The organism is Coleofasciculus sp. G3-WIS-01 (genome assembly GCF_040223135.1).
Lineage (GTDB): Bacteria > Cyanobacteriota > Cyanobacteriia > Cyanobacteriales > Coleofasciculaceae > Coleofasciculus.
This window is the reverse complement of the sequence record NZ_JAVJZI010000253.1, coordinates 42494-54961: the sequence shown is the minus strand read 5'-3', so window position 1 is coordinate 54961 and position 12468 is coordinate 42494. Positions and strand designations below refer to the sequence as shown.

The 12468-nt window shown below is 47.6% G+C and carries 10 protein-coding genes and 1 pseudogene; 6 read left to right on the top strand and 5 right to left on the bottom strand.

The window, feature by feature from the left end; all coding sequences use genetic code 11:
• Positions 1 to 831, bottom strand: an 831-nt coding sequence (iscB, locus tag RIM23_RS27030) for an RNA-guided endonuclease IscB (RefSeq protein WP_446371050.1), incomplete at its 3' end; no start/stop codon positions are given.
• A 212-nt stretch (positions 832 to 1043) separates the two neighbouring features.
• Positions 1044 to 1910 carry a M15 family metallopeptidase gene (locus tag RIM23_RS27025; RefSeq protein WP_446371048.1) on the bottom strand — a complete coding sequence of 289 codons (867 nt, stop codon included), beginning with the start codon at positions 1908 to 1910 and terminating at the stop codon, positions 1044 to 1046.
• A 137-nt stretch (positions 1911 to 2047) separates the two neighbouring features.
• On the opposite strand from RIM23_RS27025, the gene RIM23_RS27020 reads away from it, so the two are divergent.
• Positions 2048 to 3025, top strand: a complete 978-nt coding sequence (locus RIM23_RS27020; protein WP_446371046.1) for an AEC family transporter — start codon at positions 2048 to 2050, stop codon at positions 3023 to 3025.
• Between the two features lie 47 nt (positions 3026 to 3072).
• Here RIM23_RS27020 and RIM23_RS27015 read toward each other — a convergent pair whose 3' ends face one another.
• Positions 3073 to 3672 carry a DJ-1/PfpI family protein gene (locus RIM23_RS27015; protein ID WP_446371044.1) on the bottom strand — a complete coding sequence of 200 codons (600 nt, stop codon included), beginning with the start codon at positions 3670 to 3672 and terminating at the stop codon, positions 3073 to 3075.
• Between the two features lie 89 nt (positions 3673 to 3761).
• Between RIM23_RS27015 and RIM23_RS27010 the strand changes: the two are divergent.
• The 4 genes and pseudogenes from RIM23_RS27010 to RIM23_RS26995 all read left to right on the top strand — a co-directional run.
• Positions 3762 to 4055: pseudogene (locus tag RIM23_RS27010) on the top strand (DUF4351 domain-containing protein); the annotation flags it as partial.
• Positions 4056 to 4085: 30 nt separating this feature from the next.
• Entirely contained in the window at positions 4086 to 5444 is a 1359-nt protein-coding gene (locus RIM23_RS27005) for an alanine/glycine:cation symporter family protein (protein ID WP_446371042.1), read from the top strand.
• A 431-nt stretch (positions 5445 to 5875) separates the two neighbouring features.
• Positions 5876 to 7303, top strand: coding sequence for a pyruvate kinase (pyk, locus tag RIM23_RS27000; protein ID WP_446371056.1), 1428 nt, complete (start codon positions 5876 to 5878; stop codon positions 7301 to 7303).
• Positions 7304 to 7418: 115 nt separating this feature from the next.
• Positions 7419 to 8585 (top strand): glycosyltransferase family 2 protein, encoded by a 1167-nt coding sequence (locus RIM23_RS26995; protein WP_446371040.1) that lies wholly within the window; start codon positions 7419 to 7421, stop codon positions 8583 to 8585.
• Positions 8586 to 9025: 440 nt separating this feature from the next.
• On the opposite strand, the gene RIM23_RS26990 is transcribed toward RIM23_RS26995, so the two are convergent.
• Positions 9026 to 11548: a DUF5682 family protein gene (locus RIM23_RS26990; protein WP_446371038.1), complete on the bottom strand. Its 2523-nt coding sequence runs from the start codon at positions 11546 to 11548 to the stop codon at positions 9026 to 9028.
• Positions 11549 to 11798: 250 nt separating this feature from the next.
• Between RIM23_RS26990 and RIM23_RS26985 the strand changes: the two genes are divergently transcribed.
• Positions 11799 to 12278 (top strand): hypothetical protein, encoded by a 480-nt coding sequence (locus RIM23_RS26985; RefSeq protein ID WP_446371036.1) that lies wholly within the window; start codon positions 11799 to 11801, stop codon positions 12276 to 12278.
• 21 nt (positions 12279 to 12299) lie between these two features.
• Here the strand turns inward: RIM23_RS26985 and RIM23_RS26980 are convergent, their stop codons facing one another.
• Positions 12300 to 12461, bottom strand: a complete 162-nt coding sequence (locus RIM23_RS26980) for a hypothetical protein (RefSeq protein WP_446371034.1) — start codon at positions 12459 to 12461, stop codon at positions 12300 to 12302.
• Between the last annotated feature and the right edge of the window lie 7 nt (positions 12462 to 12468).

Below are 12468 nucleotides of genomic sequence, written 5' to 3'. Positions count from 1 at the left end.
CCAACGGGTCGAATTAACAGCAGCAGCATCTTTTAAAGGTCTTTTAGCTTGAGCGAGAACTCTTTTTAAAACATCAGGCTTCTTGGCTAGAAATACATCGATATCTTTAGCCCCTTTCTTGATGTTGCACTTTTCGCAAGCTAGACACAAATTAGATATCCGATTACTACCACCTTTAGCTTTGGGCTGGATATGCTCTACCTGTAGAGGGACATTTTGAATGCCGCAGTAAGCGCATTTTCTTTCCCATTTATTAAGCAGGTACTCACGAACTTCGTAACCAGCCAGCTCCCCTTGTTGATATTCAACGCCGGATATTTCAGGGTTTTCCAGTTGCTGTAAATCAAACCTGACCAACTCCTGAACAACCACTTTTATTGGCGCTAACCTTGAGAGTTTATCAACCCAAGTTAGAGTTGTTCCTACACGATGTTGAAGACTTGGAGCTAACCAACCTTTAGGACGTGTTCTATTAAGAAATCGAGCCTGACGATAGCGTGTATGCCGATTCCGGCGTCCACGACGTAACGAGCGACGCGATTCTAGTGACATCTTGATTGCCTGTCCACGATGAGTTAATTCGGCTACCCAGATAAGATTTGAATCGGCGAGTATCGCCAATCCCGTCACTCTTGAGCCAGGATCAATTTTTAGGGTTAAAGGTTCTGGTGTGTCAACTACCTCCTTATTCAAAATGATTGTAAATGGATACAACTTAAAGACTTTGGCTTTGCTAGCATTCAGCAACTTCCGTGCTACTGATGGTTTGCAAGGGGTCAAGGGCTTGCGGTTTGTATCAAGAACAAAAACGTAATTGGGTTGTTTAGACATTGTTGTGTCTCTCCTTTTCAGTAACGTTAGCTTCGCCAATGTTATCGGTCGGTAACTATCCAAAAAGCACTGTTTCAGTGACCTTAAAACTGTTTAACTTTTCGGTTCTAGAGCAGGGAACTAGCTACGCATCCACTGGTAGGTCTTGAACACTTGCCGATAACGTAGACAATAAAGTCTTAGGCTGGTAAGCACGGCTTCAACTTACTTGGCTAAAGCCCCGCGTCTTTAGACCGGGGTTGCTTACCCTCTGGTTCTGAGGGAGAAGGAGACGGTTCCGAATCAGGACGATCCAAATTTTGAGCTTTGTAGAAGGTTTCTAAACTATCAGGATCGCCAACAAAGCGCCAGTGCCACGGTTCATAACTCACACCTTGGGGATTACCTTTGGGAAAGGATAACTCAAAGCTATAGTAAGCGGCATTCTTTTCCAGCCACTTAAAAGCCGCCGTATTCTCAAAATTGGTGTTCAGATTTGTGGCGGGTGTTCTGCCATCGCCAATATCGACAGCATAACCCGTGTGATGTTCGCTATAACCAGGAGGCGCACTCACTTCAGCCCGTTTTGTTGCGACTTGTCCCCTTTGCGCCTTGATGTCAAAAAACAAATGCTCCTGTTGTTCGGATGTACGATAGCCGGATATTGGTACTAATATCACACCATCGGCTTGAGCGGCTGCCCTCATCGCTTTAAATTTCTTTGCCGCCGCTTCTCGTAGTTTAATGCGACCATCTGAGGTAATGGGTTCGAGTTCGGATAGGGGGGCTTCTTCGTAGGGGAGGTGTCCCAAAAGATTATCGACGTCGTTATCACTCTCTTCTGGATTAGCTGGGGTGGAGGTATCCGTTGTGGTGGGTTGTGGGGAAGAGGTAACCCTTTGGGGGGATTGAGAGGTGGACGAGGATAGGATTAGCCCCAAAACGATCGCGCCGCCTCCTAATACTGCCATGATAATCAGAAACGGTGACAGGTGCGATCGCCGTCGGGTGTCGGGTGTATCCCGCACCGCTACGGGAATATCCTCCTCTGTTGATTCGGATAGGTTGGCGGGTTTTCCTGGAAAATCGGGGGTATTCAAAACTCCACTCCTGAGCGTACTAATCAAGCCAATTTCATTCTCTGTAGGTTGGCAACTTCACTTATGTAGTCTGTGCCAATTTGTTTTCTGAGAGACTGGCTTATTATCAAAACCGTTGTCTGTTTAATCATCCTCTAATGCTCAGTCTAGATCCAGAGCGTCTACAACCCTTGTTCCAACTTTACCTCCAGCTAGGGGGTGGTGTGGTACTCGGATGGGTGTTGGGACGTTTGATGCCCCAGTGGATACCAACGTTTATTGGTCAATTTCTGTTCTGGATTGGGGTTCCTATCAGTATTATTACGTTTCTACGGGGGGCGGATCTATCGGGAAAGATTTGGATTGCTCCAATAGCAGCTTGGGTGGCGATTTTATTGGGCGCTCTCTTGGCTTGGTTTTGGATGAAGGGGGGTGGGGGTCAGTTTGTCGCCAAACAAGGCTTGACAAATGATAATCCCCATGCATGGAATAAACCCACTCAAGGGAGTTTCTTGCTGGCGTCGATGGTGGGGAATACGGGGTATTTGGGTTTTCCGATTAACTTGGCGTTATTGGGAGAAAACTATTTTGGCTGGGCGCTATTTTATGACATGCTAGGAACCTTACTCGGGGCGTATGGTTTAGGTGTAGTATTGGCAGCACGTTTTGGTCGGGTTAATAAGAGTCAGGGGCAGTTAGTGCGATCGCTGGTGATTAATCCGGCGCTGTGGAGTATGGGCATCGGATTGGCGTTGCGTCAGGTGCCGTTAGCGGGATGGCTGGAGGAGGGAATGACCGGATTTGCTTGGAGTGCGATCGCGCTTTCACTAATTCTGATTGGTATGCGTTTGAGTCAGTTGGCGTCTTGGCGCAAAGTTAGACAAGCTGGGGTGAGTCTGGGCATTAAAATGCTGCTGATTCCCTTGGTATTAGGGATGGCATTATCGCAGTTTGGCATAATTGGTAAGCCGCAGTTAGCGATCGTTCTGCAAATGGCAATGCCGCCAGCTTTTGCCACTTTAGTCATCGCCGAAGTTTATGAACTCGATCGCGAGTTAACTGTGACAGCACTGGCGGTTGGTTCTACAGGACTTTTACTCACCTTACCGATTTGGTTACTCTTATTTGGGGCGTAGCCTCAAAAAGGCTCCAAGGCAGAGGACAGAAGGTAAGGGAGAAGGGATTACACCGCCGCCATCTCTTGATGTTCGATTTTTGTCCCCAACAATTTCAGAAATTCAGCTAACCAAGCCGGGTGCGCGGGCCACGCCGGTGCGGTGACTAAATTTCCATCCACCATCGCTTCATTAGGAGGAATGTGGGTATATAATCCTCCTGCCAACTTCACATCAGGTCCACAAGCTGGATAAGCGGTACAGCTTTTCCCTTCTAGAACATCGGCGGCGGCTAAAACCTGCAATCCGTGACAAATAGCCGCGATGGGTTTATCAGCTTGGGCAAAGTGGCGGGTTATTTCTAGAACCCTCTCATTTAAGCGAATATATTCGGGGGCGCGTCCACCAGGAATCACCAATGCATCATAATCGGCGGCTACAACATCACTGAATGTGGCATTCAACGCGAAATTGTGACCCGGTTTTTCACTATAGGTTTGATCCCCTTCAAAATCGTGAACTGCCGTTTTTACCGTTTCCCCAGCCTTTTTATCAGGACAAACGGCATGAACTGTATGTCCCACCATTTGCAATGCCTGAAACGGCACCATCACTTCGTAGTCTTCGACGAAATCACCAACTACCATTAAGATCTTTTTTCCACTCATGGTTTTTTAGTCCTCAATAAACCTCAACGCGATAGCTTCCAATGATGATTATCCTTAATCGTAGCGTTGAAAAGCCGAAGAGGTGACAAATGACAGTAGAAGAATTGGACATTGTTGATCGGCGAGGGATGATGCTGCAAGATGAGAAAGGACGAATTACTTATGCTGAAAAGAAAGGACGACTCACTGAAGCACTTGCCTTAATCATGCGCCAACTTAAAAAGCGTTTTGGAGACATCCCGGCGACGCTCAGCCGCAAAATTGAGGATTTATCTGTTGAAGATTTAGAAAGCTTAGGAGAAGATTTTTTAGATTTCAACAGTTTGGCGGATTTGTCAAGTTGGCTTGAGGAGCGATCGCGTGCGTCTGTCCTCATTGGGTGATATCATTGTATCCTGAGTGAGCAGACCACAGTGCAGTTTTTGACCCTAGGTGTTTTCTCTTTCAGTGTCCTTTGGCTGGTTAGCGGTGCGATTTTCTTCACCCTGCGGATGAAATTTATTAACATCCGAGGCTTTTGGCACGCCATTGAGGTGTTACGGGGAAAGTATGATGATCCGACAGAAGCCGGGGAGGTGTCTCATTTTCAAGCCCTGGCAACGGCGCTTTCGGCTACTGTGGGATTGGGTAACATTGCTGGAGTCGCGATCGCAATCAGTTTAGGGGGTCCCGGTGCGGCGGTATGGATGACGCTGGGGGGACTGTTTGGGATGACAAGTAAGTTTGTTGAATGTACCCTGGGGCAGAAATATCGCGTAATTAAACCCGATGGTACAGTAGCTGGGGGTCCGATGTACTATTTGTCAGCAGGTTTGGCGGAAATGGGACATCAGAACCTGGGGAAGGTGTTAGCCGTTATCTTCTCCATTCTGGGTATTTGTGGTGCATTCGGGGGCGCAAGTATGTTTCAGGCGAACCAATCTTATGCGGCGATAACTATAGTTGTACCCTGGTTTGTGGGGCGCAGTTGGCTTTATGGCTTGATTCTGGTTAGTTTAGTGGGAATGGTGATTATTGGCGGGATTAAACGGATTGGGATGGTGGCGGGTGCAATTGTCCCGGCGATGTGTGTGATTTACTTTGTAGCGGCGCTGTGGATTCTGATCACGAATTTTATGGAAATTCCGGCGGCGATACTGACGATTGTCAACGGCGCGTTATCTCCAGAGGCGGTGGAGGGGGGAGTTTTTGGCGTGATGATTCAGGGATTACGGCGTTCAGCATTTTCTAATGAAGCGGGGGTGGGTTCAGCCGCGATCGCACATTCCGCCGCCAGAACCCAAGAACCTGTGCGGGAGGGGATTGTGGCTCTCTTAGAACCGTTTATTGATACGGTAGTGATCTGCAATATGACGGCATTGGTGATTGTGATTACAGGCGTCTATCGCAATCCCGAATTTAATCAACTCAGTGGCGCGGAAGTCACCTCAGTCGCCTTTGGTACAGCGATTTCCTGGTTTCCCCTGATGCTCGCGATCGCGATTTTCTTTTTTGCCTTCTCTACAATGATTTCCTGGAGTTATTACGGCGAACGCTGTTGGGATTATTTGTTTGGACAGAACAATGTAATCATCTATAAGGTGTTGTTTATCCTGGCGGTTTTTACGGGTGCCGTTTTAAGTTCTGGTGTCGTAATTAATTTTAGCGATGGCATGTTAATCGCCATGTCTTTTCCCAATTTACTCGGCGCTTATTTTTTATCCGGTAAAGTGGCAGGAGATTTAGATAAATATATGCGGCAATTAAATAAAGGATTAGTTACAGCGCAATAAGTGTTGATTTTTCATTGTTCATTGGTCTTAAAAATAAGGGCGGGTGCAAGTTTTTCCGTTATCGGTGAATAGCTAAATTTAGTCCCTAAACCCGCCCCCACCCAGTGCAAGAATTTTGAATTAACTCCTCCGCACCCAGACGATTGAAAAGCACGTCTGGAACATTGCTCCTCAATACCCGACACCCGACATCTTGGCTCCCCCTGCTCCGGATACTATTTCCCTCCCGTGGACTTTAATAATTTCTCCCGCTTTCAGATAGCGTCTTTCCCAGAAAGTTGATCTATCTTCATGACAGGTGTTCTCCCACGCCATCCCGGATCAAAATCATCCGGTTAGGCGGACGTTGGATTGGTAGGGGTGTGTAGACCCTGAAAATCAAACGCTAGAGAGAGAACATCAGTTCTATTGCCGTTATGACCCAGTATCCTATGCGTCGCACTAAAATTATCTGTACCATTGGACCAGCTACCGCCTCACCCGAACGCCTTGAAGCCTTGATTGAAGCCGGGATGGATGTTGCCCGGTTAAACTTTTCCCACGGTTCCCATGAGTTTCACGGGCAGACGATTCAGCAAATCCGGGAAATTAGCAGCCAACATCACAAGCCCCTAGCCCTGCTGCAAGATTTATGCGGACCTAAAATTCGGCTGGGAAAACTGCCTCCCGACGGAATTCAAGTGAACACCGGTGATGAAGTGAGATTTGTGTTAAATGAGGAAGGCAACAATGCTGAAGAGATTCCCTTGCCGATTCCCACCCTGTTTGCTATGGTGCGCGTGGGTGAACCGATTTCCATTAATGATGGTCGAGTCAAGCTGATTGTCACAGAACGGGATACGGATAGTATTCGCGCCTTGGTGAAAATTGGTGGACTCCTTTCCTCTAAAAAGGGCGTCAACTTACCTGAAACCTATTTACCCGTTACCTCAGTAACCGAAAAAGACATGACCGATTTACGTTTTGGGCTGCAATCGGGTATTGACTGGGTGGCGGTGTCTTTTGTGCGAAGCGCCAGTGATTTAGAACCGGTGCGGCGGATGATTGAAGCCGCAGGCGCTAAAACCCGTGTGATTGCCAAGATTGAAAAACGGGAAGCGGTGGAAAACTTAGAGGAAATTCTCCATATTGCTGATGGAATTATGATTGCTCGCGGTGACTTGGGGGTAGAGACGCCGTTGGATAAGGTTCCTTTAATCCAAAAAGAGATTACTCGTCGCTGCAACCAAGCCGGTAAACCTGTGATTACAGCCACCCAGATGCTGGAGTCGATGATCAGTGCCCCTGATCCGACTCGGGCTGAAGCCACGGATGTTGCCAACTCAATTTTAGATGGAACGGATGCGGTCATGCTTTCGGGTGAAACCGCTGTAGGACAATATCCCATCGCCGCCGTGGAAATGATGAACAATATCGCTATCCAGACGGAAAAAGTGCTAGTAGAAGGATTGGTACAATCGTCTGAGTTTCCCAGTTGTAGTATTAGCACCACCGAATCCGTAGCCGAAGCGGCTTGTCATATTGCCAGTCAATTAGGCGCACGGGGAATTATGTGCAACACCTCATCCGGGGGTTCCGCCCGACTGGTGTCTAAATATCGCCCCAAAACCCCGATTATTGCCTTTACGCCAGAAGAAAGTACCTATCGTCAGTTGGCTTTGTCTTGGGGTGTGCAACCTTATCTGATTACCCCTGTACACAACGCTGAACAGATGTTAACTAATGTAGTCAATGCCGCCGTGGAGATGGAGTTAGCCGAGTATGGGGACAAGGTGGTGATTACCTCCGGTGTTCCCATTGGTACGCCGGGAACCACGAGTTTGATCAAAGTCCACAAGATTGGACAAGCGATCGCTTAGAATTTGACAATCCCCGCACTTTTAGGGCGGGGATTCTTCGTTCTCTGAACCGTTACTTAAATTATTTTAATGTCTATCTGACCTCAGATGGATGTCGTCAACAAAGCTATCAACTATGCTAGCCCCAACGAACCACATTACCAAGAGCCAGATGATACCTTCTACCACAACACCGACAATATCGGTAATAATCCCTGTCTATAACGGTGGTGAAGCGTTTCGTCGTTGTCTTTCCAGTTTAGCGAAAGCCTCACCCCAGCCATCGGAAGTGATTGTCGTCGCTGACGGCGATACTGACGGTTCGTGGGAGTTAGCTCAAGATTTTGGCGCTCAAGTGATTAGAGTTCCTACCTCTGGCGGACCGGCGAAAGCTCGCAACTTAGGCGCTAAAGCAGCAAGCGGTGATATTCTTTTCTTTGTCGATGCCGATGTCGAGGTACACGATAACACCATCGGTAAAGTAGCGACAACATTCAGCCAGGAATATGAACTCGCCGCCTTAATTGGCTCCTACGATGATCAGCCGGGGGCGCCGAATTTCTTGTCCCAATACAAAAATTTATTCCATCACTATACCCATCAAACCGGATCAGAAGAAGCCTCTACTTTCTGGGGTGCTTGTGGTGCAATCCGGCGGGATATTTTCTTAGCAGTTGGCGGCTTTGATGAAAGTTATCGTCTCCCTTGTGTGGAAGATATTGAATTAGGCAATAGGTTGAAACGAAACGGGTATCAAATTGGCTTGCGAAAAACGATTCAAGTCAAGCATTTGAAGTGCTGGAGAACCTACTCCCTGCTCAGAGCGGATATATTTTATCGGGCAATCCCTTGGACAGCGATCATATTACGCGATCGCGAAATGGTCAACGACTTAAATCTCAACCTTGCCAACTGCATCAGTGTAGTCTTGGTCTATACCTTATTAGCGGCTCTAATCGCCGTTTGGTGGTTATCGGCTGCATGGATTGGCGTCGCTCTGTTGAGTCTAGGGCTGTTGGCAATCAACGCCTCAGTCTATCAATTCTTTCATCAAAAACGCGGCTTCCTATTCGCCCTGCAAACCGTACCCTGGCACTGGCTATACTATTTTTATAGCGGATTAGCCTTTGCGATCGGATTAGTTCGTCACCACTGGCAAACCTCTCAACCAACAATCCAAATCTGGAAAACAGTCCCCTGGGTCAACTTGTTAGCGCTTGAACAACGAATTTTTGCATCAATTTCTCGTGAATTAGTCGGTGCCTCAATTCTGGTTTCTCTAGTAATCGACAACTCATTTTAACCCCCTACTTATCTACACCCTAAAAAATCCGGAGGAAAATCCTTGACCCATCATCCAGTTGTCATTATTGGAGGAGGTCCTAGACAAGATTGAGGTAGAACCGTTCTCATTTTATTCCAACCTACTGATTTATCCGTTTTCACAGCCTTCTAAACAACCGAGTCTATTGCTTGCACTCCTGCTTTTCTTGTCACAGGTAGCCAATGTCGTGGGTTTTTTCTGGGAACAATCGGCTCAAACGGTGAATATGAAAAGTCAAGGCTCAAAAACTGCTTGTAATTAGGACTCTAAGTTTAATCAAAGCTGAGTCAGGGCGGGTTTTGTATCAACGTTAGCATCAATCGCGACAAGAGATTCCTTAAACCCGCCCCTACACAAGGGCGGGTTTTGTATCAACGATATCATTAATCGTGAAACGTGATTCCCTAAACCCGCCCCTACTATTTCACGCCTAATAACTGTGCCACAATCGGCAAAACGGCATTGGCGCGATCGCAATCCAATTCTTCCTCCCCTATCCCCCTCCTCTGAACCGAGATTCCCTGTTTCACTCGTTCACCGATTTGTCGTCGTTCAGCCACAGAAAATGTGGCAAAGGTGCGACGTAATAAGGGTAATATCCCCATAAAGGTTTCCCCAGGAAGCTGAGTAATCCAATCATCAATTATCTGCCACAAAGTATAGTCATGCAAGAGTAACAATCCACTCCCCTGCAAAAACCCTTCCATCCAAGCTGCGGCTTGAGGGGGTTCACTGGCTTGAGATAGGGCTAATCCTAACCGACGGGAGGCTTCATTCTGATTAAATACCCCAGCATCCAATAATAATCGACAACTTCGACCCGATACTAACCCATGGAGGTTAGATTGATCCGTCAGTTGCCATAATACCTGTTGCCATGATTGTTTATACTCAGGATTATTCAAGATGGAAATCCCGTGATTTACTTGTTGGATAAGCTGATCGATATGCCGTGCTGCTTGATCATCTAAAGATGCACAAGCTAAGGGTAAACCTAGACAAATCCGAGTCACCAAGCCATCCACCACTGAGATAATCATCCGAGTATCGGTTTGGCGCACATTGCCATAGCGCAATACCTGCGCCAAGGGGGGTAAAGCTTCCATTAATTGGGCGACATCTCGGTTAAGGGTGGCTTCAGTTTGCAGGCGATGCATCACTTCCGGTAACGCATCAGGTAAATTTGCACATAAGACTTTTTCGACTAACTGAGTCAGACTGGGTAACCCTTGAGCCTGTTGTGCCTGATTCCGAGCATAAGCTGTAGCGGCAGAATCAATAGTATTGCCCCAAATCCCGGCTTCAATGAGTTTAACGGCAAATTCAGGATGCCATTGAACGCGCCACCCTTCCTTAAAGGTTCCTTTTCCTTTGGTTGATTGTCGTATCCCCCAAGGAATACCAAGTAAATCCAGGCGATGGAGAAGATGCGATCGCGCTAAGTCATTTGTTTTGCGTAAATCCAATTCATACTGTTTCTCGGTAGCATTGGCAGGGAGGCGCAGGCGTTTGATGTGCTGCTGTAAATCCTGTTGTAAGGGAACCAGGGGAGTCTCGTCAGGAATCTCTCCCAATCGTTCACCCACAATCAGTTGCTCTTGAATTAAACCCATAGGTACATCACTACCAAAACACAGCACCGTTTGCGTCGCTTCATTTAACTCAGACAAACCGGGTAAGCTGCGATCGCGCAATGCTGCCAAAGATTCTGCTAACCGTACCGCTTCAATAATATGGGCAGATGACGCATCTAAATCTTCCTGACGCAATAACCGCGCCACCTTAATCAACCAACGAATCGCGATCGCCGATTGTTGATCGTTGATTGTTGATATGTTTCCTGACGTATCCGTAGGGGCGGGTAATGGGACTTTCTGATCACCATTGATAGTAACGTTCGTACAAAACCCGCCCTGACCAAGTTTTGATAGTGTAGGGGCGGGTTTAGAGACTTTCTGATCACGATTGATAGTAACGTTTGTACAAAACCCGCCCTGACTCAGGGTTGAGTCTCCCCCATCCTGATAACAATCCCACAAATGGCTATACCAACCCGGCGATTCAATCCCCGCCCCATAACCACTCTTAAATGCCAGTCGCCCATAAGTCCAAGGTATCCAAGTGGCTTCAACTTTCGTTTTCGCCAATCCCTTAAGCAAAGCCTGATCTGCTTTCGCCCCAGGCATATCCACCAAAGCGGGGGCGTGCCATGCACCACAAACTACGGCGATGCGTTGAAACCCTTCTTTTTGCGCCGCCCGAATCAGTTTCCGCATATAGGCTTCCCGTTGCGCTTCCCTCAGATCATCTCTGGCGGGTATCTCCTGACGCAAAGCCGTCATTGCTTCTAAAATCGCCTCAAATACATCTGTACTCTCCTGGCGGTGTTCGACTAACTGTTCCCACCAGCGTTCCCCATCGCTATAGCCGGCGATTCTTGCCAAATAACCCAAGGGATCATCGTGAATTTTATCTCCCCTATCTTCTCGATGGGGATTGGGCGAAGCATTCGCGTTGAGATGTGAATAGAAAACCGATAGATTTGGGCGCGAATGCTTCGCCCCTACGAATACCCCATCTGCCCTATCTCCCAGACGTTCCGGTGGAACGTCTCTACGTTCTTCCCCAGCCAACTGATGCACTAAAGGTAAATCCATAAACCGCACCGGAATCCCTTGAGTTAGGGCATAATCAATCCCTTGCCATTCTGGGGAAAAGATGGCAAAGGGATAATAAACCGCCTGTTGGGGTTGGTCGGGTCGGTACACCAATAATGCCACAGGTGGTTGCATCTGGGGATGGGTAATTAAAGGCAGCATCCCATCCCCATCTGGGGGACCTTCAACTAAGAGGATATCTGGGTTGAGATTTTGCAAGGCATGACGCAGCGATCGCGCACATCCGGGTCCATGATGACGTATGCCAAAGATATGGATGCTCATTTCTCAGTCTGACTCCCCTACATATCGTGTTTTTTTGTCAAATTCACCACAGATGGCGTTGCCAAAATTAGTTCACATTCCTTAACCTAAAATGTATAGCAGTAGACACATCGATTAGGACAAAGGAACCATTGTAGAGACGCGCCATGGCGCGTCTCTACATAAATGGCGCGTCTCTACATAAATGGCGCTATTACATCCTTTAATTGTTGCGCCCAGTAAAATAAAAATTAGAGTAGGCTCGAAAACGATGACTCCAATTAGCGCAACATTAACACCAGAACAACGAGAAGCCGTGATGCAGGCGGTAGCCACAATTAAGACAAACCTAACCTTCTTGGTCGATTTGAGTCCAGAGGAACGCAAATCATTACCCAAGATGGGGGATAAGAGTCGGGCGTTTGTCACCAAGGCGTTAGAGGTGGCGACACAGAATCCTGACTTCTTACCCCGCTCCTTTGATATAGAGGAATTTCGCAAAGATGTACAATTGTCAGAAACATTGTATCCCCTGTTGCTGGCGATCGCACAATTACACGAATTACTCGATGATACCTATTTGGCGGTGGGTAGCGAAGCTTATACCGCCGCGTTGCAGGTCTATAACTATGCTAAAGCCAGTGGGAATGTCGGCGGGTTGGATACCCTCATCGAGGAAATGGGACAACGGTTTGCCCGTAAATCCCGAAAGCCGCAGCATGAAGACTCCACTACGCCAGGACAATCCTAACCGTTGACCCTCAAATCTCGGTCATTCAAGTCTTTTACTCGGCGTTTTCTGTTCTGAAGGGGAATGTTCCTGTTCCGAAGGGGAATGTTCCTGTTCTGAAGGGGAAATGCCGTGTCCCGAAGGGGAAATGCCGTGTCCCGAAGGGGAATGTTCCTGTCCCGATACCATGTAGAGACGCGCCATGGCGCGT